General features: G+C 46.9%; 17 protein-coding genes. 13 read left to right on the forward strand and 4 right to left on the reverse strand.

The features are described 5' to 3' along the window. The first annotated feature begins 80 nt into the window (after positions 1-80). The 5 genes from WBG78_RS21035 (at position 81) to WBG78_RS21055 (ending at position 6,594) form a co-directional block, all read left to right on the forward strand. Positions 81-1,388: a dihydrolipoamide acetyltransferase family protein gene (locus WBG78_RS21035; RefSeq protein WP_337328456.1), complete on the forward strand. Its 1,308-nt coding sequence runs from the start codon at positions 81-83 to the stop codon at positions 1,386-1,388. A gap of 147 nt (positions 1,389-1,535) precedes the next feature. Continuing rightward, entirely contained in the window at positions 1,536-2,681 is a 1,146-nt protein-coding gene (locus tag WBG78_RS21040) for a trans-sulfuration enzyme family protein (RefSeq protein WP_337328457.1), read from the forward strand. Positions 2,682-2,813: 132 nt separating this feature from the next. Then, the gene (locus tag WBG78_RS21045) at positions 2,814-4,055 is read left to right on the forward strand and encodes an MFS transporter (protein WP_337328458.1); all 1,242 of its coding nucleotides are present in this window, start codon (positions 2,814-2,816) and stop codon (positions 4,053-4,055) included. 73 nt (positions 4,056-4,128) lie between these two features. Then, positions 4,129-6,195 (forward strand): tetratricopeptide repeat-containing sensor histidine kinase, encoded by a 2,067-nt coding sequence (locus WBG78_RS21050; RefSeq protein WP_337328459.1) that lies wholly within the window; start codon positions 4,129-4,131, stop codon positions 6,193-6,195. A gap of 72 nt (positions 6,196-6,267) precedes the next feature. Beyond that, on the forward strand, positions 6,268-6,594 hold the full coding sequence (locus tag WBG78_RS21055) for a hypothetical protein (protein WP_337328460.1): 327 nt from the start codon (positions 6,268-6,270) through the stop codon (positions 6,592-6,594). Between the two features lie 100 nt (positions 6,595-6,694). Here the strand turns inward: WBG78_RS21055 and WBG78_RS21060 are convergent, their stop codons facing one another. Continuing rightward, a complete protein-coding gene (locus WBG78_RS21060; RefSeq protein ID WP_337328461.1) occupies positions 6,695-6,859 on the reverse strand; it encodes a PLD nuclease N-terminal domain-containing protein in 165 nt (54 codons plus the stop codon). 151 nt (positions 6,860-7,010) lie between these two features. Here WBG78_RS21060 and WBG78_RS21065 point away from each other — a divergent pair, with 151 nt between their 5' ends. The 4 genes from WBG78_RS21065 (at position 7,011) to bioA (ending at position 11,049) form a co-directional block, all read left to right on the forward strand. Further along, complete coding sequence (locus tag WBG78_RS21065; protein WP_337328462.1) at positions 7,011-7,874, forward strand: SDR family oxidoreductase; 864 nt, start codon at positions 7,011-7,013, stop codon at positions 7,872-7,874. Positions 7,875-7,929: 55 nt separating this feature from the next. After that, the gene (locus tag WBG78_RS21070; RefSeq protein WP_337328463.1) at positions 7,930-9,060 is read left to right on the forward strand and encodes an aminotransferase class I/II-fold pyridoxal phosphate-dependent enzyme; all 1,131 of its coding nucleotides are present in this window, start codon (positions 7,930-7,932) and stop codon (positions 9,058-9,060) included. A gap of 104 nt (positions 9,061-9,164) precedes the next feature. Continuing rightward, positions 9,165-9,776 carry a dethiobiotin synthase gene (bioD, locus tag WBG78_RS21075; RefSeq protein WP_337328464.1) on the forward strand — a complete coding sequence of 204 codons (612 nt, stop codon included), beginning with the start codon at positions 9,165-9,167 and terminating at the stop codon, positions 9,774-9,776. Further along, on the forward strand, positions 9,769-11,049 hold the full coding sequence (gene bioA, locus WBG78_RS21080) for an adenosylmethionine--8-amino-7-oxononanoate transaminase (protein ID WP_337328465.1): 1,281 nt from the start codon (positions 9,769-9,771) through the stop codon (positions 11,047-11,049). Before bioD ends, bioA begins: the two co-directional genes overlap by 8 nt. A gap of 7 nt (positions 11,050-11,056) precedes the next feature. Here the strand turns inward: bioA and WBG78_RS21085 are convergent, their stop codons facing one another. The 3 genes from WBG78_RS21085 to WBG78_RS21095 all read right to left on the reverse strand — a co-directional run bounded on the left by WBG78_RS21085 (position 11,057) and on the right by WBG78_RS21095 (position 15,844). Beyond that, positions 11,057-11,893: an outer membrane beta-barrel protein gene (locus WBG78_RS21085; RefSeq protein WP_337328466.1), complete on the reverse strand. Its 837-nt coding sequence runs from the start codon at positions 11,891-11,893 to the stop codon at positions 11,057-11,059. Between the two features lie 149 nt (positions 11,894-12,042). Beyond that, positions 12,043-14,736 carry a DUF3352 domain-containing protein gene (locus tag WBG78_RS21090; RefSeq protein ID WP_337328467.1) on the reverse strand — a complete coding sequence of 898 codons (2,694 nt, stop codon included), beginning with the start codon at positions 14,734-14,736 and terminating at the stop codon, positions 12,043-12,045. 103 nt (positions 14,737-14,839) lie between these two features. Beyond that, positions 14,840-15,844: a helix-turn-helix domain-containing protein gene (locus WBG78_RS21095; protein WP_337328468.1), complete on the reverse strand. Its 1,005-nt coding sequence runs from the start codon at positions 15,842-15,844 to the stop codon at positions 14,840-14,842. Between the two features lie 278 nt (positions 15,845-16,122). On the opposite strand from WBG78_RS21095, the gene WBG78_RS21100 reads away from it, so the two are divergent. The 4 genes from WBG78_RS21100 (at position 16,123) to WBG78_RS21115 (ending at position 21,517) form a co-directional block, all read left to right on the forward strand. After that, positions 16,123-17,373 (forward strand): sterol desaturase family protein, encoded by a 1,251-nt coding sequence (locus WBG78_RS21100; RefSeq protein WP_337328469.1) that lies wholly within the window; start codon positions 16,123-16,125, stop codon positions 17,371-17,373. A gap of 20 nt (positions 17,374-17,393) precedes the next feature. Further along, the gene (locus tag WBG78_RS21105; RefSeq protein WP_337328470.1) at positions 17,394-18,332 is read left to right on the forward strand and encodes a DUF6268 family outer membrane beta-barrel protein; all 939 of its coding nucleotides are present in this window, start codon (positions 17,394-17,396) and stop codon (positions 18,330-18,332) included. Between the two features lie 142 nt (positions 18,333-18,474). Further along, a complete protein-coding gene (locus tag WBG78_RS21110; RefSeq protein WP_337328471.1) occupies positions 18,475-18,801 on the forward strand; it encodes a PadR family transcriptional regulator in 327 nt (108 codons plus the stop codon). A gap of 43 nt (positions 18,802-18,844) precedes the next feature. Further along, the gene (locus tag WBG78_RS21115) at positions 18,845-21,517 is read left to right on the forward strand and encodes an ABC transporter permease (protein WP_337328472.1); all 2,673 of its coding nucleotides are present in this window, start codon (positions 18,845-18,847) and stop codon (positions 21,515-21,517) included. Positions 21,518-21,771: the final 254 nt, after the last annotated feature.

The raw sequence follows: 21,771 nt of genomic DNA on the forward strand, positions 1-21,771 counted from the left end.
CCTCCAATTGTCTCACTGTAAGGCTGTGGGATAGTACAACTCTTGAAAAGTATTAACTTCGCCCTCAAATCTCTGACCGCATGGCACTCGTGGAACTGATCATGCCTAAAATGGGCGAAAGTATTGTGGAAGCTACAATCCTGTCGTGGCTGAAGAAGCCTGGCGACCGGATTGAACTGGAGGAGTCCGTTCTGGAGGTGGCTACAGATAAGGTTGACACCGAAATCCCCTCAACACACGCGGGTACACTGAAGGAGGTATTGGCTAAAGTTGGCGACATTATCCAGGTTGGATCGCCAATTGCAATCCTTGACGCGTCGGCTGAAGAAATCAAGCAGGCGGAACCACTTCCTGCCGCTGAGAACGGTGTTCACAAGAACGGCAGCGCGTCGCAGGCAACTCCGGTTGTCATACCTTCAAACGGATCACCCGTAACTCACGACTTCAAATCAAGCACTAAGTTTTACTCTCCATTGGTGAAAAACATTGCCAAAGAAGAGAACATCTCTATAGCCGAGCTCGATGCCATAGCAGGTACGGGTGCTGAAGGACGGGTCACTAAGAAAGATGTCCTGGACTTTGTTCAGCAAAGAAAAGGTGGCATAGTAATACCGCCAGCTTCGATGCCAAAGATTGCGTCCACCCCTATCGTTACGAGTGTTCCGGCATCGATTAGCGCAGGCGATGAGATCATCCAGATGGACCGGATGCGAAAGATGATCGCTGAACGAATGGTGGAATCGAAGCGCATAGCGCCACATGTCACGTCGTTCGTAGAGGCTGATGTATCTAATCTTGTGATCTGGCGCAACAGAGTCAAGAATGAATTTCAAAAACGGGAAGGCGATGCATTGACCTTCACTCCGATATTCGTAGAAGCTGTAGCCCTGGCAATACGTGACTATCCAATGGTCAATATCCAGGTGGATGGTGATAAGATTATCAGGAAGCGCGATATCAATATTGGAATAGCGGTTGCACTTCCTTCCGGTAATCTTATTGTTCCCGTTATCCGGAATGCTGATCAACTCAACCTGTCCGGACTGGCAAAGGCAGTAAACGACCTCGTAAAACGCGCACGTAACAATAAACTCAAACCCGACGATCTCGCAGGAGGTACATTCACCATATCAAACGTCGGAACCTTTGGAAACGTAATGGGTACTCCAATCATCATGCAGCCGCAGGTGGCAATCATTGCTATTGGAGCGATTCAGAAAAAACCTTCGGTCGTTGAGACTCCTTACGGCGATGCAATCGCTATCCGTCACAAATGTTTCCTCTCGCATTCTTATGACCATCGTGTCGTTGATGGCGCGCTTGGAGGCAGCGTTGTGCGTCGTGTAGCTGACTATCTCGAGAAGTTTGATATTTCACGCACGATTTAATTTGCGCACGTCGCGTGTTGCTGAGAACGGCTGCGACAATCGGTTAAAGTAATTTGGAAGATGGAATTTGCCAGAGTCTGCCTTCATTTCGACGGCTAAAATTGGCGGATGATTCCATGTATCCCCGGACATACAAAAATTGAGACCATGAAATTTGGAACGAAAGTCGTTCATGCGGGAGTAGAACCTGATCCCTCAACCGGCGCAATAATGACGCCGATATATCAAACCTCCACCTATGTGCAGGAGTCACCTGCCCAACATAAGGGCTATGCGTACGCACGAGGTGCCAATCCCACACGCAATGCATTACAAAAAAGCCTTGCCGCTCTTGAGAATGGCAAGCACGCGATATGCTTTTCATCAGGGATGGGCGCAACTGACGCTGTAATCAAATTACTGTCACCTGGTGATGAAGTAATCACGAGTCACGACCTCTATGGCGGATCCTATAGGATGTTCCGTCGCGTCTTTGAAAAGTATGGCATCAAGTTTCATTTCACAGACCTGACCGACCTCAAAAATATCGGTCCGCTGCTAAATGACAACACAAAGCTGCTATGGATTGAAACGCCAACGAATCCCTTAATGAATATCGTCGACATCAAAGGAGCGGTCGACCTTGTAAAGAAGAAAAAAGTCATCGTCGCTGTTGACAATACATTTGCATCTCCCTACCTGCAAAACCCACTTGACCTCGGGGCCGACATCGTTATGCATTCGGTAACTAAATACCTGGGTGGCCATTCGGATGTGATCATGGGGGCGCTCGTCACGAATGATGATAAGCTTTATCAGGACCTTCACTTCATCATGAACTCTTGTGGCGCCGTTCCTGGCCCTCAGGACTCCTTCCTTGTCCTCAGAGGAATAAAAACTCTTCATCTCCGCATGGAGCGCCATTGCTTTAACGGGAAGATCGTGGCAGAGTACCTACGGTCTCATCCTAAAGTTGGCAAGGTCTATTGGCCAGGATTCAGCGATCACCCTAACCATGCCGTTGCGCGTAGTCAGATGAAAGACTTTGGCGGAATGCTTTCTTTCACATTGAAAGATGACAGCATTGAAACCGCTACAAAGCTGATGGAGAGCGTAAAGATTTTCTCCCTGGCGGAATCGCTGGGAGGCGTTGAATCGCTCATTAATCACCCTGCATCAATGACCCACGCCAGTATTCCAAAAGAAGAGCGGATTAAGAACGGGCTTGTGGATTCGCTTATTCGTCTTAGCATTGGGATTGAGGACTCCGAGGATATTGTCGCTGATCTCGACCAGGCATTGAAGGGTCTCTGACATCTCTCACATCTTCATTTTGCGCACAACAGGTGATGTGATGCGTTGAATATGCTGTCACCTGATCTGTCATTTGTCAGCAGTGTTTCGTGAATGGCCGGGGATTTCTATTTTTAGGATAGAATCGGCTTCATGAATCAAGACAATTTGCGGCGTGACGATTTACGCCAGCTATTCGGACTCCCTGTAATCGTAGCGGCTCTCGGATACTTCGTTGACATTTACGACCTCCTGCTGTTCAGTATTGTAAGGCGCAACAGCCTGATTGATCTCGGCGTTCCCGAAGATCAGCTCTTTTCTCAAGGCGAATTTCTGCTTCAGGTTCAAATGACTGGCCTGCTCGTGGGTGGATTCATCTGGGGCATCATGGGCGACAAACGCGGAAGGCTGTCAGTACTGTTTGGGTCCATACTGATGTATTCACTAGCGAACATTGCGAATGGCTTTGTAAGTAATGTAGATCAATACGCTATCCTTCGATTCATTGCAGGCATTGGTCTTGCCGGTGAACTCGGCGCCGGCGTTACACTTGTATCTGAAACCCTTCCCAAACACCTTCGTGGTTATGGAACAACAATCATCGCAACCGTTGGACTCCTGGGCGCCGTGTTTGCCAATTACATCGCAAGCACCCGACCATGGACGCAAGCTTTTTTTATAGGAGGAGGTCTGGGCATAATGCTATTGCTTGCGCGGGTCAGTGTTTTTGAATCAGGCATATTTCTCCGGACACGTGAAAAGGAAATCGAACGAGGAAACTTCTTTCAACTGTTTAAGACCCGTGAGCGCTTTAAAAAATTTATGGGGTGCATCTTTATCGGTCTCCCCATCTGGTTTTGTATTGGTATACTGATCACGTTCTCTCCCGAGTTCGCTAAAGAACTCGGCATTGAGGGTAGTGTCTCGGCAGGTAATGCAGTGATGTTCGCCTACATAGGCCTCGCCATCGGAGATCTGATCAGTGGCTTCTCGAGTCAGCTTGTGGGGTCGCGTAAGCGAATTGTGGCGCTTTTCGTTTTGCTGACGCTGATCTTTATTGTTTACTACCTGTATCAGCCAAGCCGATCTGTCCAGATGTTCTACCTGACATGTTTTGTTCTCGGTGTGGGTATTGGATACTGGGCCTTGTTTGTCACCATTGCGGCAGAGCAGTTCGGCACCAACCTAAGGTCTACTGTTGCGACAACCGTCCCTAATGTGATTCGCGGCACAGTCGTACCATTGACATTGCTTTTCAAATTGTTGCGGGAACAATGGGGGATTATAAACGGTGCCTTGATAGTTGGCTTAGCAACAATTGTCATCGCATTTATAGCGCTCCGGGCCATCGATGAGACCTACGGAAGGGACATGAACTTTGAAGAAACGGACTAACGTGTAACCCTCTTTTAAAATGCGCGTTTGAAACACTAAATTTGGGCAAGACCTATTGATTTAACCCCATCTTGTGAAGAAGACCCACGCCCTCACGATCCTATTTTTAGGTCTCTGTTTCGTAGCCCATTCTCAGAACATTCAGCTCATTCATGAACTGCGAAAGAAGGCCGCAGAAAGCACAGGCGCAGAAAAGTATCATGCACTGAACAAACTGGCCTGGGAATACCGATCAGCTTATCCCGATAGTACAATACTTTATTCAAAGCAAGCATACGCACTGGCAAAATCACTGGGTTTTACCAAAGACCTGGCGGAATCACCCAACTTCATTGGTGTGGCCTACAACTATAAGGGCGACCGTATCAAAGCTTATGAATCTTACGAAGAGGCCATGAGCGTGGCCACTCAACATCACGATTCGGTTCAGATCGCATATTCAAACAACAATCTTGGTCGTCTCTTTTTTGAACAAGGCATTCTTTCGCGCGCCTATGAGTATTTCATTAACGCGCAAAAGATATTTGAAGACATTGGTGACGCCTCAGGGCAGGCATACACATATCAAAGTCTCGCCAGGTTGTATCATTCACAAAACGACAATCGCAAGGCAGAAAATAACTTCCTTAAGGCGAACAATATCCGTATGCAGTTAGGCATCACGCCTGACATCACATCAGCCTTTGTACAAACCGGCCGGTTTTATCAGGATATTAATGAACACGAAAAAGCTCTTCGCTATCTGTTGCTTGCCGACTCCACAGCCGGATCAATTAATGATGAAATCAATTTGGCTGAGATCAAAATGTATATTGCCCGAAGCTATATGCTTGATGGTAACAATGAAAATGCAAAAGCTATAGGTGCTGAAGGGCTTTCGGTAATTACTCACAAGAACAATGTCCGCCTGCAGCCTTCGGCCTTGATGACAATGGGGGAAATTGAATTTTCAAGCAACAATGTTGCCGATGCAAAGCGTTACTTCGACCAGGCGTTGGCAATAGCCACCAGAACCAAAGAACTGAACTCGCGGATGGAGGCCTATTATAATCTTTGGAAAGTTAACGAGCGCCAAAAGAAAAGTCAACTGGCACTCGAAAACATGAATCATTATCTGACGTTACTCGACTCAAGCAAAGACCTCGATCTTGCGAGACAGGTAGAACGTTTTCAGTTCGAGATTGAAATCGAGCGAAAGGAAAGAGAGAATGAAAGGCTGGTCAATCTTCAGCAGGGGCAGGATGCCATCATTAAGCAACAGCGTCTGCAGAACATCATACTGATTATCGTTATAGCTTTCATCAGCATTTTGGGATTCATTCAGTGGAGAAATCTGAAGAAGCGCAATGAGATCAATCAAAAGCTGGAACACCAAAATCAGTTCATTCAAAATCAACGTCAGGAGATTATTGACCAAAACGAAAAACTCTCGCGACACAATCACCAGCTTTCGGACCTTAATCACGAGAAAGATACTCTCATGGGCATCGTGGCGCACGATCTGAAATCGCCACTCAACAGGATCAAGGGATTGGCCGACATCATGGAAATGGAGAAGGGGCTCAATCCACCACAAACGACATATGTGCAGATGATTAAGGACGCCACGCGATCAGGTCTGGATCTCATAACGGACCTGCTGGATGTCCACATGATTGAAGAAAATGTAGAACCGAACTACTCGCAAATTGATATCAGTGCTTTCATTCTTGACAAGGTGAATTCCTATTCGCCAGCTGCCGAGTCCAAGAACATTCATCTGAACATTCAACGGATCGAGAACGAAGTCATCCACAGTGATGTCGACTATCTGCATCGCATTTTAGATAACCTTTTATCTAATGCGATTAAGTTTTCTCATCGCAATGCTTCTGTCGATATCTCAGCCTGGAAGACTGACAACATGATCACCATCGCAGTGAAGGATCAGGGGCCAGGTTTTTCGGAGAAGGATAAGTCGTATCTCTTCCAGAAATTCAAGAAGCTTAGCGCGCGTCCGACGGCCGGGGAGTCATCAAACGGCCTGGGATTGGCAATTGTAAAAACCCTTGTCGACCGCCTGAAAGGAAGCATAAGCCTTGTTTCTGAACAGGGGAAAGGAAGCCAATTCATTGTAAATCTGCCTGTTAGCAATATTTAAGGATTTTTCATCCCGCGGTTTTAAACCTTTGCTGCCAGGCCTGATCAAAGGGTCATGAAAACAGCAAACAATATGAAAAAGACTATCCTTGCAGCAATCGCCATAGTGCTTGGTATCGCCCTGAATGCTTCGGCACAAACAGCTACACCAGCAATTAATGAACGCCAGCAGAATCAGCAAGCACGTATTGCGCAGGGCGTTTCCACTGGAGAACTTACACGCCGTGAAACGGCACAATCGGTACACGACCAACGCAGAATTAACAGAACCGAATGCCGCGCAAAGGCCGATGGGAAAGTTACCAGACGTGAACGCGCTCACATTCAGCATGAACAGAACAGGGCGAGCCGTCAATTGCGCAGAAACAAGCACGACGATCAGCAGCGCCCTGGTGCATAGTAGCAGACACGTCAATGAATTATACTAAAGAGGTTGCCCATAAGGCTGCCTCTTTTTTTTTGCTGCCAGCGGATGGCAGCGAATTTAATTATGCGAGTCGCTATTTCTTACCTAAGATGTACCAGAGAAGTGGTCCCAACACTGGCAGAAAAACGACTGCAATTATCCAGAGGATCTTTTTCTCGTTGTCCTTGTTACTCTTAACTATGTCGATGATGACGATGATATCGATGACAAGTATGAGCAATGAGAGCAGTCGTGCCATAAGTGGGGATTGAAATTAAATATTACCCACAATTTAAGGTTTGAAAATTACAATTAGGAATTTGAGAGCTCTTACCCGGAATTAATGTGGTTGCCTGTAAGCAATCTTTCACCTGATCATCTATATTGATGTACTCTAAATCGCAATCGACATGGAAGGAATGCTAAAACCCGGATCACTGGAAGGAAAAACGATCATCGTTACAGGAGGAGGTACGGGACTAGGGCGCTCTATGGGAAAGTATTTCCTGCAACTTGGCGCCCGATTGGTTATTGCCAGCAGGAAGCTTGATGTCCTGCAACAGGCGGCGCGGGACCTTGAAGCTGAAACGGGTGGCAAGGTACTCGCCCTGGCATGTGACATCCGAAAATATGAAGATGTGGAGAAGATGATTGCCGATAGCGAGGCCGCGTTCGGTGCTGTTCATGGCATATTAAATAATGCTGCAGGGAATTTCATAAGTCCAACGGAACGGCTATCGCACAGGGCGTTTGATACAATTGTGGATATCGTACTGAAGGGTACCTATAATGTTGCGTTAGCAGCAGGGAAGAACTGGATTGAAAGGAAGCAACCGGGAGTATTTCTCAATATTGTCACCACCTATGCCTGGACAGGCTCTGGATACGTGGTGCCCTCTGCATGTAGCAAAGCCGGTGTACTTGCACTTACACGGTCGCTTGCTGTTGAATGGGCGAAGTATAAGATCCGAAGCAATGCCATAGCTCCGGGTCCGTTTCCGACGGAGGGTGCATGGTCACGGTTGCTTCCGGGCGACCTCGCCAAAAAGTTCGACCCTGCACAACGGGTTCCTCTGAAACGCGTTGGCGAACATCAGGAGTTAGCCAATCTCGCCGCCTACCTGATGAGTGATTATTCTGCGTACGTTAATGGCGAGGTCATTACAATTGACGGTGGCGAATGGCTGCGAAGCGGCGGTGAGTTCAGCGACCTAGAGCACATTCCGGACGCACTTTGGGATCAGATGGAAAAAGCCAGACAACGCACATCTTAAGATGCATCAGGGAGGTTTGTTGAAGTAATTGAACGAAAGTATTTTACTTTGGATCATGATAGCTTCGCTTCTCGACAGACTTCAATCGGAACTTAGACAGTTAGACACCACTGGCCTTCAACGTCGGTTATCGACTAACAATCTTATTGACTTCACGAGTAACGATTATCTTGGGCTCGCCCATTCACGTGAGCTGTTTGATATGGTCAATGCTCAGATGCGGGGGTTTCACGATCGCTACAATGGCGCTACAGGTTCGAGACTTCTTTCTGGCAACAGCGCCCTCGCCGAAGACGTTGAGTCGCAGCTTGCCATCATTTTTCAGTCAGAATCCGTACTACTGTTCAATTCCGGTTATTCAGCGAATCTCGGTGTATTGTCTTCGCTTGCTCACCGAAACGACACGATCATCTACGATGAATATGCGCATGCAAGTATCAAAGACGGAGCTCGATTAAGCCTGGCCCGACGACTGAGCTTCCGCCACAATGACCTTGACGATCTGGAAAATAAACTCAAACAATCAACCAATGGTCAGGCGTTCATTGTGGTTGAATCCATATATTCTATGGATGGTGATCGATGTCCTCTTGTTGAATTGGTGGCTTTGGCAGAGAAAGCCAATGCAACGATTATACTCGACGAGGCGCACAGCACAGGGCTTGAGGGAAATAACGGAGGCGGAATGGCATTGTCTCTGGGGCTGGCTGATAAGGTCGGTGTTCGAATCCACACTTTCGGAAAGGCAATGGGCTGTCACGGAGCTTGTGTTGCCGGGCCACAGGTATTGAAGCAATACCTCATCAATACGTCGCGACCTTTTATTTATACGACTGCTCTCCCACCGCACAACTTAATCACGCTGTCGTGCGCATTCAGGTTTCTGCAAAGTCATCCTGAATTGATTCAGCGCCTGACCAATAATATTAAATGCTTTACCAATTCCATGTCTGCGACTGCTGCTTTCGTCCCGACAGGAACGGCAATTCAACGGGTAGTTATCCCCGGTAATGATCGCGTCTCACAAGTTGCAGCGACTCTTCGTGGCAAAGGATTTGATGTCCGACCTATTCGTCGGCCAACGGTCCCTGCCGGAAGTGAACGCATTCGGATTTGTTTACATGCCTTCAACCGCGAAGAAGACATCAGGGCGCTTGCAGGTGAATTAAACAAAGTTGAATATTGAAGCATTATCACGTTTGCCCCGGGTATTTATGTCCACTGTAAGACGAATACAAGCAGGGTAAAAAATGAGGAGATCATTCGCACTTAACAACAACATTACGACTGATGAATTATTTCGTCACTGGAATTGACACTGACAGTGGTAAAACACTCGTATCAGCAATACTCTGCGAGGCGCTTAACGCAGACTATTGGAAACCTGTGCAAGCAGGTCTTCCTCTCGATCGCGAAACGGTGAAGGGACTGGTATCAAACCCGTCGACAGTATTTCATGATGAACAATATTTTCTGAAGTTGCCTGCATCGCCCCATGCAGCGGCAAAACTGGAAGACATCAGGATCGAAATGGATTGCTTTGAATTACCACGTACAGAACGTACAGTAATCATCGAGGGCGCCGGCGGCTGCCTCGTTCCGCTGAACCAGGAGAACTTCGTGATTGAAATTGCTGAGCGTTTCAATTCTGAAATAGTGTTGGTCGCTGATCTATATTTGGGGAGCATCAATCACACGCTTCTTTCAGTGAGTGAATTGCGCAGGCGGGGTTTGCCACTAAAAGGAATAATCTTCAACGGCGAAAGAAATCCGCAAAGTGAGGAGATCATCCTGCATCACGCCGATGTACGATGTCTGCTTAGAATAGAAAAGGAAAAGGAAATCAACCGGCAGATAGTTCGAAGTTACGCCGATAAATTATTGCTTACCTGGAATGCATGAACTGAATCAAAAAGACCAGTCGCTGATCTGGCATCCCTTTACACCCCTGTTGAGTGAATCCAAACCGATAGTCGTTACTGAAGCGTCGGGAGTTTTTCTTCATACGCTCGATGGCCGGAAGATTATCGATGCAGTGTCATCGTGGTGGGTAAATCTCCATGGCCATTCTCATCCGCACATAGCGGCGGCGGTAGCAGCGCAGGCATCAAGACTTGACCATGTGATCTTTGCAGGTTTCACTCATGCTCCAGCCATTACGTTAGCGGAAAGGGTTCTGAGCATCCTGCCAAAGAATCAGGAAAGGGTATTCTTCTCCGATAACGGTAGCACTGCAGTTGAGGTGGCTGTGAAGATGGCTGTTCAATACTGGCGCAACCGGGGAATAGAAAAGAAGAGGATCATCGCGCTGGACGGAGCCTATCATGGTGACACTTTTGGTGCAATGGCTGTCGGAGAGCGAGGCCTGTTCACGGCACCATTCTCTGACATGCTGTTTGACGTGAATTTTCTGGAGTTTCCAAATGCAGACCGCGAGCAGCGTGTTATTGACCAGTTCAAAAAATTGGTTTCTCAGGGCGATACCGCTGTTTTCATATACGAACCCCTCGTTCAGGGAGCCTCAGGAATGCGAATGTACCGGGAAGCAGTTTTGAACGAACTCCTGCAAATTGCCCATAGCCATGACGTAGTATGCATAGCCGACGAAGTGTTTACAGGATTCGGAAGAACCGGGAAGTACTTTGCCTCAGACTACCTCGAACAACAACCTGATATCGTCGCGATTTCCAAGGGAATAACAGGCGGCACGATGCCACTATCAATAACGAGCTGCTCGGACAAGATTCTGGATGCCTTCCGAACGGATGACTTCTCAAAGACTTTTTTCCATGGGCACTCCTATACTGCGAACCCTATTGCCTGCGCAGCCGCCAACGCAAGTTTTGAAATATTAACAAGTGAGGTATGTCAGCAACAAATCTCTATGATCAGCAGGACGCACAGCGACTTTGTTACAGAACTGACGAACTACCCGGTTGTCTCGAATGCCCGATCCCGTGGTACCATAATGGCGCTTGATATCAAAACAAACGAAGGCGACTCGTATAGCAACGCGTTAAGAAAAAAGATCTACCCATTCTTCCTGGAAAGAGACATACTGCTTCGGCCGTTAGGCAATACCATTTATATGGTACCTCCTTACGTCATAACTGAAGCCCAGTTAAAGGCTGTTTACGATTCTATCAGAGAGTTTCTAAGCAAGGTAGCTGGGTAAGTCAATATCAGTTCTTGGCACCCTTGTATTTGAATGATCTCGTGGAACCAAACACAAAGTGAAGTCCCATTTGTACGCCTGCTGTCAGGTTAGCACGCTTGCCAAATACATCGCTTGATTTTCCCTGCTTGAGCGCCTCTATCGCGTCTGAGTTACGCAGATCAGTTACGCTGTAGTTTCCGCGCGCCTGAACGGTAAGATAAAAGTGACGAGCGAGATCGATGTCCATTCCGACAGCGGCTGCTATCTGAAATTCCGCATTCTTGAAACTCTCAGTTTCTTTGCTGGCCAACTCCTTCGGGCTTTGTGCCGGAACTGTAGCCGTGACCGATCCATCCGGGTGAGACGTTACGTCGGTGGCGCCTGCCGGTAGCGTTGCGCCCTTGGGAAATGTTTGTGTTGAGGCACTGTATTGAATGATCTCAGAAGCCCTGGTAAGTATCGATAGTTGTGGGCCAAGGTTGAAATTGCCACGTACACCAGAGTTACCCTTGCTCATGAAGCGCATCAGCAATGGCAACTGGAGGCATTCATACTGGATGTTACGCTGTCCCACGACCTGATCGGCAACATTTATGATATCGTAGATCTGACCTTGTTTAGCCAAAATGGATTCAAGCGACAGCCCAAAGCCACGGCTTAAGTCGATACCAGCATTAAATCCAATGGGTGCCCATTTGAAAGTCTGCTGAGGGCGATACCTGGGTGCCTGAGAAAGTCCATCGTCCAAAACGAACGTGGCATTGAAGGCCGTTGTCACGCCAAGGTGAACATCAACCTGACCATTTACAATAGTGGTGACACCAAGAAGGCCTACAACCACCAAAAAGAGCCTGGGAATCATAACTAATTATTTTACAATTAGATACGTTCCACTCCAAAAAGTAACAGCGGCTGGATGCCCGCAAACAGCCGAATATCGGCAGCTAATTGATCACAACGGCAATTTGCTCCTTATCGTCGTACCGCAAGCTCAAAGACACGGGTTTGAATCTAGAATTGTTGGATTGTCAGAGATTTGTCCAGAGCAGAATAGATCCGAATCCTTTCAAGATCAACGGGTTGCAGAGCAATGACGCTGCTTTCCACCGGTATCGCAGTGAGTAGCTTCCCAGCTCCGTTGTAAACGTAAGACAGATCCTGAGTTTGATCGGTTATCGTTATGAATTTTCTGCCCGCGCCGTAATCAAGAAATTTAATTCGCGCCTGATTATTACCGACAAAATCGCTCGATACCAACTCTTTCAGGTCATCATCAAAGAGCGCCAGTTGCCTCGGCTCCTGACGAAGAATCAGATACGACTTGCCATCCTGTTCTTCAATAAGTCCAAAGCGTGCATCTGCCGCATTCTTCACGAGCGCCTCGCGATGAGGTATCTTTCCTTCGAGGTTAAATTTGATCCGGAAACCGTCGCGGGAGATTACCACGATGTTGGTATTCTGCAAACTGCTACCCTGCTCCAGGGAATATCCTCCGACAGGTCTTGCATTAAGATTTATAGGAAATCCCTTGAGCGTTTCTCCCCGCCGGTTCAGCACATACGCGTTTCCATCGCGGCGTATGGCCACTACGTAGTCCTTGCCGCGAATGCGATAATGGCGCGGCGCAGCGAAGAGCTCATTCTCCAGATTCTTAGGTGTCCATCCCTCCAGGTTCGTTCCCTGCTTATCATACATCCACAATTTCCCGCTTTTGCCCGCAATCAGGAAACGATACTTCTTACTATGGTCATAGTCCACGATGCTAACAAAATCGATCTCGCGTTCGGTGATGGAAACAGGAAACGGCTTCACATAATTGCCCAGCCTGTCAACAACGTGCAGTTTACCGGGCGTAGCGAAGAAGTATTGCAACTTACCATTGTTAAAGAAGTCGACTTCTTCAACTGCCCCAGTCAACGGACCGTCTAGCTGAAGCTGCCATAGGACTTTACCCTCGGCGGAAACCTGCCGAAGCAATCGGGTCGAATCCTGTATCAATACCTCTGCACGCTTGCTTATGTGGCTTCTGATCACGTGCATCTGCGTGATGGCTTCGTCAACGTTCGTAATCGTCTTATCGGTCGTTGTTGCCTCGCTGGCCTGACCGCCAGACGATACCACTTTGTAATTCCAGGAGATGTTCGTGTAATAGCTATCGTTCAGGTGACTGAATTGCAAGGCGCCCATGCCAATCGAGTTAACGAGGACACGATTGTCAGATAAAAACGTCTTCCACTTTCCATGCAGCGATGCCTCGAGAATGTTCCATACTCTCGGTGTGTTGATGTAGAGGCTGATGTTGGATTCCAATAGCGTAGACTCCAGGTACTTGTTGTGTGCCACCGATTTTCCCCACGTTTCTTCACGATCGATGTCATCAAGAAAGCGCTTCAGTTGCTCCAGGTCGTCACCGATTATGACAGCGTTTCCAAGCTTTGTATAGTAACTGGAATTGAATCCTGAAACCAATGGCCAGAGGAGCTTTTCCGGGAGCCGGAATACCGGGAGCTCGCGAATCTCGTAGTCAGCATACTTTTCGTAAAATATCGTGTCGATACTTACCTGTTCTGATAACCTGTTAAAAGTCGAGATCCACTGATCAGCACTTGAGCTGTTAACGATCAGCACCTTCGACAAGGTATTCCCTTTAGCTTCGAGCCAGCACAGGCCCATTTCTCCGGTAATAGTACCCGTGAGGTCGGTAAGATTAACCTTATACGTATCGCTTATCTTTGCAAGACTATCGGAAGAATGCCTGGCAGTATTGTTAAAAGCCTTCAGGTCCTTGCTGAATGCCTTGCCATCGCTGATTCCATATGTCGCTACCATCACAGCACGATTGGATACATAATTCTTCAGATTAAAGGAAACCGGTTTCTGGCTACTGAATGTAGAGAGGAAGTAGGAAGGATTTCGGGCGCTATCGAGGCAAAATCCATTGAGCACAAAATTAGTTTTGTCACTGATCTTAACGTCCAAGAGGGCAGATTCTCCAAACTGTCGAAGCAATAACGACGGTTCATCATTAGTGAACAGAGTAAGCCATTGAGTGGCTTTCTTCATGTTCAGGTAAATATTACCACCATCTTTCCTGACGGTAGGCAATTTATATGCTTCCGATATCTCATCTCCAAAGCTACGGGCCTCGTGATTGTAAGTGCGAACAACATCCTCGATTAGAATCGGTGTAAAACTTGCCACCCAGATGTTATCCAGTTCTACCCAGGAGAACGTGCGTTTTCCAGAGGTCCCTTCGTAAATCGTCACATCGTTGTACTGCCGCTCCGAAATCTTCAGCTTACTACCGTTCTTGCCTAGCTGATCCACAAATACCTTAAACTGTGTTTTCAATTGGTCGGTATTTGGCAAATAAAATATAAAGTCGAAGTCGTCCTTCTTTGTAGCGTGCAGGGATACAAATGCACCTTGCTGGAAATTCTGCAAAACGATATCTGTGATGTTCTTTAGAGAATCGCGATCCTCAGGAGGAAATATTGCCAGATTGACAAGTTTCACTACCGACGAGGCGCGGAGGTCATTCAAACAGCTTTTGCAATTGCTGCCTTCATAAACAAAAATCGATTCGGCTGGTACAACGTCCCATCCCCGGATAAAAGCCTTATGAAAAATCTTTGAGTAGAGATAGTATCCACCAGCAATGGTAACGACGATTGCAAGTGTTATCAGCAGCGGGGTTCTCTTCACGATTTTATGGTTGCCAATTAAATTGCGAAGATACAGTTCTTTGTGAAAAGGACGTGCCGATTGTTGGGAAAAGCTGTTTGAGCGTTGTTGTATTCACTGTGCGTCACGTAGCGCGGCCGTCATGAGAGACACGTGCGGACAATGGCTGGGCTGGAACAGTGGCCCTGAAGTCAGTCAGAGATCTGGTCATTCTCGAAAAAAGTTTGATCCGTTCCTTCTCAGCGGTACCACTGATCAGTGTGGAGTGCTTGATCAATGAAATGAGGTATTGATGGGTGTTATCACAAAATCCATTATGCCGCGTGGCCAGAAGACCGGTTCCATTGTAATTAATAAACGTTAGCTGACCATCTCGTGTGCGGGTAAAGACAAGGTTGTCTGTCGTCAACACCTCGTTGTGATAAAGATTAAATGTGCTGCCATCAGTTTTTCGGGCATCAGATGCTTCAGCCTGAATTGTGGCGAGGAGGTCTACCAGCTCGTCGCAAAGTCGCGACGCCTGACTACGCTGTGCGAAGAAGCCGCAGTCTTCATAGAACTGGATTTGCTTCAACGTATTGTGGGCCGCTTCGGCTCCCCATATTTCTATGCTCGGGATCGTCGTGTATTTTCTCCATATGCGCTCTCCTAGCAATAGCATTTCTTTAGGAACGGCGTCGGGGTCGAATGCCTGCTTCAGAAACGCGGGATTGCTCATCACCGTCTTCTGCCAGAAGAAAAGCTTGAAGGCCGCGAGCTCTGGTTTTCGAAACAGATGGAAGATAGGGATGTCTCTTGCAGCATATATGATGTCGGTGATCGCTGAGAGGCTCTTCAAAATCGAATTCAGCCATTGTTCAAGGGTAAGGTTTGCACCAGCTGCATGATCAATGAACGGAACGGTTTTCGATGTAGGCGAAAACAGAGTGTCGATTGAAACACCTGAATAGTCACAAAGCTTTTTAGCTTCATCAAGCGATAACACAGTCTCGCCGCGAATTCTGCGATAAGCACTGTCCTTACTGATGCTTAACGCTTCTGCCAACTCGTCGACAAAGGATCGGTTAGAGGGCAGACTTTTTCTGACTTCTTCCAGGAATAGAGTTTGTATGCTGTTAGCGTTGCCCACGGCTTAGGAGGGTAAGTGGGATTTGTAAATAATACTACATCAAAGTTCCGTCAATTGCAATTATTGCAACAAGTGAATTGGTGTCCCGATCTGATTCCGAAGATCACCCGGCTTGTGATTTAATGTTACCACGTTGTTTCTGGCGAAAATCACAACTCAAAATGCGTTCGTTAACTGGTGGTTGCAAAAACGTCCAAACTCCATTCGGACAGCTGACGAACATTGATAACTATCTCATATAAACATCCGGTAGGTTTGTTCAACCTCACCAACTCATCATGGACAAAAATATATACGCCCTCCTGACACCGCTCGCTTTAGGATTTATTTTGATTGAAATGAGTCTGTGCCTGCTCTATCGAAAGCACTTCATCTCATTCCAGGAGGCAGTTGCAAACTTCGGAACAGCACTCGGGAATCAAACCATGAATGTGTTGGTCGCCGTCGGAGTCTACGAATCATATGGATGGCTGTGGAGCAATTTCCGACTCATTGAGAACCTTGAAATGAACATAGGTACATTCATCATACTGCTATTTGCAATCGACTTCATCTTTTACTGGGTACATCGTTGGGGGCATTCAATTAACATTATGTGGGCAGCTCACTCACCACATCACTCCGCAGAAGAGATGAATTTTTTTGTGGCCTTACGCGCAAGTGTTACGCAGCGTCTCTTCTCATTTTTGTTTTTCTGGCCGCTGACGCTGATCGGATTCAAGCCTGTTGACATCTACATGCTGACCGGCATTCATCTCTTCATATCATTTCTTCATCACACTGAATTTATTCCGAAACTCTGGACCTGGATCGAATACCTGTTCACGACCCCCTCCCATCATCGTGTTCACCATGGAATTAACTTCTCCTATCTTGACAAGAACTTTGGAGAATTTCTCATCATATGGGACAGGTTGTTCGGTACCTATGCCGAGGAAGAAGAGAAAGTAGTGTACGGGATGTATAATCCTCCGTTGTCCTTTAACCCTATCACCATCAATTTCCATTATTACCGAATCCTCTGGAATGACGCGAAAGCAACTTCTAGCTGGATCGACAAAATCAGAATCTGGTTCATGCCCCTCAGCTGGCGGCCTCGTGACCTTCCACTGAAGGAGGCTCTTGCGGAAGTTACAGTTACAAATCAAAAGCGATATCGTCCGGAAATGTTTGACCACGCCAGGCCATATCTTGTTGTACATATAGTTCTGAGCGTGATCCTAATGATGTTTATCATTGACCCCAACTCGCCCTGGACAATCACCGAACGATGGCTTGGATCCTTTCTGCTCTGGCATGCAATAATAAATTGGAGCGGCATTCTCGAATCAAAGGGTTGGCTTTATAAATCTGAAGTTGTTCGGCTGATCCTGAGCTGCCTGTTGATTATCTATTTTTATGATCAGCCGATCGACCACCCATTGTCTATTGCCTATCTCATCATTTGCAGCTCATCACTCGCGTGGACACGACGATATTTTCGCTTTGAGAAGCGACGAGTACAGTTAACGCAATACGCCCACGACTAAACCTTTTTACAACGACGAGCATGGGTCGCCCTCCGGTCGCAGCGCCGCTTCCTCTGTTGGCTGTAGCCTTGATCTGTATTCCCTTATCATCGAGGGGACAGGATTACATTGATCTGATTAGAATCAATTACAGCAGATCGGGTTATACGAGATTTGAAGGAACTGATAATAAAACGAGGATAGTTGATTTCGGGGTAGATACGAATGTCCCGATACCGGTTAACAACCATGTGACTTTTCTATCGGGACTCACGTATGAAGCGGTTGACACAAAACTATATAGAGATGAGAACGCGCATACGTTGCAAATCGCAGGTTTGAAGCTCGGCATTAACTTCATTCCGGACAAACGTCGCTGGATGGCAACAATCCTGATGCTGCCAAGAGTCAGCACTGACTTCACCAATTTAAACAGGCATTGCCTGCAGATGGGTGGCCTGATTGTGTTCCGAAAAACCGTTAACAGATATGCGAATTATAAGGTAGGTCTTTATGCGAACCGTGAATTTTTCGGTACCTGGATAGTACCCATGGTTGGATTCTATTATCACCGTCCGGACAAACCGTGGGAAGTGATCGTCTTTCTTCCCGTTTCTTTTGATGTGAATTATGCATTAACGACCCGGGTACGCGCAGGAGTGGTATTTACCGGAATGCGTCGTTCCTATCAATTATCTGCGATTCCGACGTATGGCGGAGCTGGATATTTAGACCGGACTGCAAATGACTTCGGAGGTTATCTTTCATGGCAGTTTGCGAAAGGGACAATGATTCAGTCGAAGGCTACCTATTCGCTGGGACGAGAAAGCAAGGTGTATAGTAGGGACGACAAGATCAGTGTCGGGTTTCCGCTTGCATCCATTGGCGACAACAGAACGCAGTTAAACGACAATGTTGCGGACGGATGGCAGGTGCAATTACTTTTCATATATCGGTTGAGGTTCAATCGAAACGATTGAATGAGGCTTCATAATATTTCAGCTATACGACGATTGCTGTTGTCCGCTTTAGCGTCCGGCCGTACCAACTTCAATTTATTTCTAACAAGTAGAACAAATAACCGGAACCATTCGTATATTAGTTCTACAACTTAGAAACAACATGATCGAAACCCAACTTGGAGAGTTCGAGGAGGTAATCCTTTTGCTTGTTGGAATTTTAGATAAGGATGCTTATGCATTTCGGATCGCGGAGGAGTTTGAGGTTCAAACGAAGCGAGCGGCTTCGATCGGCGCTGTTCATTCTGCACTCACCCGACTTAACAATAAAGGGTTTGTCACTTCCAAAATGAGCTCTGCTACGGCAGAGCGTGGAGGTCGACGCAAAAGGATCTATGCTTTAACTGCATATGGGCGAAAGGCTCTGCAATCTGCCCGTGACTTCAGAATGAACTTATGGGATCAGTATCCTGGATTTGCTACCAGCTGACGAATTAGAACTCTATCTGTTATTGTTTCAAAAATAGAACGCGGTGAATCAGCAGACGAATAATATTTCCGGTAACCGGAACCCACCAAGGTTGGCAACACGACTACTATTGTCATTCCTTAAACCTTCACTTGTAGAGGAAGTATCTGGCGATCTCGATGAATGTTTTAAAGCGGACCTGAAGAGACGATCGCTGTTCCAGGCGAGACTACGTTATTGGTTTCAGGTAGCGCACTATATGCGACCGTTTGCCGTGCGCGGATTTGAAGGTCAAAACCTAATATCAAACACTATGGTAAAAAACTACTGGAAGGTTACATGGCGGGTAATGGCCAGACAGAAAATGTATGCCGCCATTAACATTGGTGGATTTGCTGTGGCGATTGCAGCGAGCTTGCTAATTACCTTGTATGTTCGGCATGAGCTTTCATTCGACAAGCAATTCTCAAATGCGCATCGGATCTATCGCGTATACAGAGAGAGTACTTTCAATGGTCAGTTCCATGCTAACGCGTGGATGCCGGCACCTCTGGTCGACGCACTGAGTCAATATCCTGAAATTGAGGAAGCAGGTCATTATGTTGATGCCGGTGGACTCGTGGATGGAAGAAGTGAGATCAAGCGTGCCGACCGAAACGAGAATTTCTCTGAGGACAGGGTTGTCTATGCGAATCAGGGGCTTATCGATGTGCTTCGATTGAACTTCATCAAAGGCAACGCGGCAAAGGCACTGACTGCGCCGCATAGCGTTGTGATCACAAAAAGTAAGGCTGATAAATATTTCCCCGGGGAGGATGCGATTGGCAAGGCACTTGTGCTTAATCACGACGAAAAGAATCCATTCACTATTACTGGTATCATTGAGGATAGTCCGATCAGTACGCACATTCGTCCAGACTTTATTCTCACTACCAGAGGCCATGAATTCTGGCCAGGAGAGCAGACATCGTGGGGATCAAGTAACTATTTCGATTATGTCCGGCTTCGTCCCGGAACTGACAGCAACGTGCTTGAAGAAAAACTGCATGGCCTTGTTGAGCAATACTTTGTTCCAGATGCCATCGAGAACGGAAACGATGCCTCGGTTGACTGGGCGAAGAGCTTGCGTTTCAAATTGCAGCCGATAACTGACGTACATTTGAATCGTTCTGCAGTTGGCGATAATATCAATCACGGTGACATTCGTTACATCTGGTTGTTTATCGCGATAGCAAGTTTCATTATTGCTATTGCTTCAGTCAACTTCGTGAATTTATCAACTGCTCGTTCGGCGAACAGAGCGAAGGAGGTAGGGCTGAGGAAAGTGGTTGGCTCGGTGCGCAGTTCATTGATTCAACAATTCCTTATGGAATCGATGGTGTACTGCGGAGTTTCATTCGTCGTTGGTTATTCGCTTGCTTATGTTTCACTGCCTGCATTCAACAATATAGTAGGAACGACGTTGACGTTTGAGGCTGCTGCTGCTCTGATCCCTTTTCTACTTCCTGGTGCTTTGCTGGTTGGGATATTGGCGGGATTGTATCCAGCGTTCTATTTATCGGCCTTTATACCTGCGCAGATCCTAAAGGGTGTCAGTACGAAGAGCAGATCGCACGTCTCGCTGAGGAGTGTTCTGGTTGTGTTTCAGTATACAATCTCCATTGCCCTGATAATTGGTACGCTGGTCATCGAACGCCAGCTATCGTACATGATGAACAAACAACTCGGCTTTCAAAAGGAACAGGTACTGGTACTTCAAAGTACGCATGCGCTGGGTGAAAGAATTTCGTCCTTCAAGAATGAATTGGAAGCGATCGGCGGTGTTGCTGATGTTTCAATGAGTGGCTTCCTTCCGGTAGACGGCACCAGACGTAACGGCAGCGGTATGTGGAAAGATGTGAAAGGTCGTACAGTTGACGGTGTTGATACACAGCAATGGACTGTTGATGAAGACTACATTGCAACGCTTGGGCTGAAGCTGACCACCGGTAAGAACTTCGCAGGTATTTTGTCGGCTGATTCAGGAAAAGCGATTGTGAATAAGAAGCTGATCAATGCGCTGGGGATCACTGAACCGATAGGTCAGGTTATTGCTAATCCATTTGTGACTTTTACAATCATCGGTGTTGTGGAGGATTTTCATTTCGAATCGATGCGTCAGGACATCGCACCGTTGGTTCTTTTGTATGGTAAAAATGCTGGCGCAATCTCCATTAAGCTTGCGACCGGCGATTATAAAGCGAGCGTGGAAAAGATTTCGTCGGTATGGAAAAAGTATTTACCCGATCAACCGATGCGCTACACGTTTCTTGACGAGAGTTTTGCTGCTATGTATCGGGATATAGAACAAATGGCGAGGATCGTGGGAATCTTTACTGTGCTGGCCATTATCGTAGCGTCGCTGGGATTGTTTGCTTTGTCTGCGTTCACAGTAGAACAACGACTTAAAGAAATCGGTATTCGCATCGTAATGGGTGCATCGGTGACGAGCATTGTAAATATGCTGAACCGAAACTTTCTTGTATTGGTGACAATATCTTTTGGCCTGGCGGCACCAGCTGCCTGGGTGCTCATGAATCAATGGCTTGCACACTATGCCTATCGTATTGAGCTTGGGTGGGATATTTTTGTCATCGCGTCAGGCATTGCATTCCTGATTTCACTTGTCACCATTACATATCAGGCAATGAGGGCAGCGTTAAGTAATCCAGCGGAGACGCTGAGAGACATTTGTTGATTTGTTGACTTGCTGATCTGTTGATTTGAAAAGGCAGCGTTGAAGGGTTCTCTGCTTTAAACCAAAGTGTTGAGGGGGTAATGTGGTGACTGCGTTTGTATTCAATCAGTAAAATGCATTCTGACTACGGGCTGTATTCAAACAGCAGCCCCCTGTCCAGCCACAGCGGGGATCAACCAATCCACCCAGTATAAAACAAAAAAGCCTCGCTTTAGGCGAGGCTTTTAGAATAAAAGATAGGCAACGACTTACTC

Origin of the sequence: Chryseolinea sp. T2 (genome assembly GCF_037203685.1) — a bacterium.
GTDB lineage: Bacteria > Bacteroidota > Bacteroidia > Cytophagales > Cyclobacteriaceae > Chryseolinea.

Coding starts and splice junctions, on each gene's coding strand:
- WBG78_RS21035 (WP_337328456.1), top strand. CDS start 81: ATGGCACTCGTGGAACTGATCATGCCTAAAATGGGCGAAAGTATTGTG.
- WBG78_RS21040 (WP_337328457.1), top strand. CDS start 1,536: ATGAAATTTGGAACGAAAGTCGTTCATGCGGGAGTAGAACCTGATCCC.
- WBG78_RS21045 (WP_337328458.1), top strand. CDS start 2,814: ATGAATCAAGACAATTTGCGGCGTGACGATTTACGCCAGCTATTCGGA.
- WBG78_RS21055 (WP_337328460.1), top strand. CDS start 6,268: ATGAAAAAGACTATCCTTGCAGCAATCGCCATAGTGCTTGGTATCGCC.
- WBG78_RS21060 (WP_337328461.1), bottom strand. CDS start 6,859: ATGGCACGACTGCTCTCATTGCTCATACTTGTCATCGATATCATCGTC.
- WBG78_RS21065 (WP_337328462.1), top strand. CDS start 7,011: ATGGAAGGAATGCTAAAACCCGGATCACTGGAAGGAAAAACGATCATC.
- WBG78_RS21070 (WP_337328463.1), top strand. CDS start 7,930: ATGATAGCTTCGCTTCTCGACAGACTTCAATCGGAACTTAGACAGTTA.
- bioD (WP_337328464.1), top strand. CDS start 9,165: ATGAATTATTTCGTCACTGGAATTGACACTGACAGTGGTAAAACACTC.
- bioA (WP_337328465.1), top strand. CDS start 9,769: ATGCATGAACTGAATCAAAAAGACCAGTCGCTGATCTGGCATCCCTTT.
- WBG78_RS21085 (WP_337328466.1), bottom strand. CDS start 11,893: ATGATTCCCAGGCTCTTTTTGGTGGTTGTAGGCCTTCTTGGTGTCACC.
- WBG78_RS21100 (WP_337328469.1), top strand. CDS start 16,123: ATGGACAAAAATATATACGCCCTCCTGACACCGCTCGCTTTAGGATTT.
- WBG78_RS21105 (WP_337328470.1), top strand. CDS start 17,394: ATGGGTCGCCCTCCGGTCGCAGCGCCGCTTCCTCTGTTGGCTGTAGCC.
- WBG78_RS21110 (WP_337328471.1), top strand. CDS start 18,475: ATGATCGAAACCCAACTTGGAGAGTTCGAGGAGGTAATCCTTTTGCTT.